We start from the raw sequence: 1,056 nt of genomic DNA on the forward strand, positions 1-1,056 counted from the left end.
CGGGATCGGTGATGCAGATGCCCAGCATCTGCTCGATCAGCGGGACCGGGTTGAACACGCTGACCCGTGGGGAGTGGGCGAACAGCAGGCCTACCGGCCGCCGTTCGGTGTCCAGGCCGAGGGCGCCGGAGTCGCCGGCGGTGGTCATGGCCGGGCTGAGGATCTGTTTGGCGAAGCGGGCCGTGCGGCCGCCGGGGTAGTGCACGATCACGGTGGCGTTGACCGCGACGACCCGGCTGGTGCTGTAGTGGCTGGCTCGTCCGCTGGCCTGGAGGGCCTGGCCGATCATCGGGGCCGGGTTGGTGTGGCGGGGTTCGCCGATCCAGTGCACGCGCCGGTCGACCTGGTCGAACCGGGTCTCAGCGATCGCCGCGTCCACCATGTTGATCGGCATCGTGGTCCGGTCGGTGCCGAACTTGATCGGCACGAACCGCGCGAGCCGGGCGAGGGTGTCGCTGTGGTGGGTGCCGCCGTCGGCGGGGGCGGGCTGCAGGATCGGGTCCCCGATCGCGGCGTCGTTGCAGTTGGCCAGCACATGGTTGTTGGACAGCACGTAGAACCGCCGTGATTGCGCCGGCATCATCATGGTGGGCGTCCGCCCGTTCATCCCGCCCACGGCGATAGCGGGCGCGTCTGTGCAGCAGATGCCGAGCGTGCCGGCGGTGCCTCTGTAATGCCCGATGCTCAGGTCACCGACCGCGGGCCGCAGCCGGGCGGCGGACATTGGCCCGGCTCCGGTGGCGGGCAGCCCGGCGTGCGCGCGGGCGGCGCGGGCCCAGGCGGTGACGTGGTCTCGCTGCACGGGCGTCAGCGTCATGTCCTCACCAGCGGGGTGGTGCTGGGAGTCCCACGCCAGCATCTCGACCAGCTCCGCGGGGCTGGGCGTGGTGAGAGCGGGACCGGCGCCGGCTTGCACGACGCCGATCTCCACGACATCGGTGGGAACCTGCCCGATCCGGGCCGGAATCAGGTCGTCCTTGCCGAGCAGTTGCTTGTCCAGCTTCATGTCCACCAGCACCAGCACGCACTTGGTGCCGGTGTCGCGGCCCTGGGTGA

1 protein-coding gene is annotated in these 1,056 nt (G+C 70.8%); it reads right to left on the bottom strand.

Going from position 1 to position 1,056, the window contains the following annotated elements:
• Positions 1 to 1,056: chymotrypsin family serine protease (locus IEZ09_RS45880; RefSeq protein WP_189260142.1), on the bottom strand; the 1,056-nt coding region annotated here is incomplete at both ends.

Source organism: Lentzea flava, assembly GCF_014648475.1.
GTDB classification, from domain to species: domain Bacteria; phylum Actinomycetota; class Actinomycetes; order Mycobacteriales; family Pseudonocardiaceae; genus Lentzea; species Lentzea flava.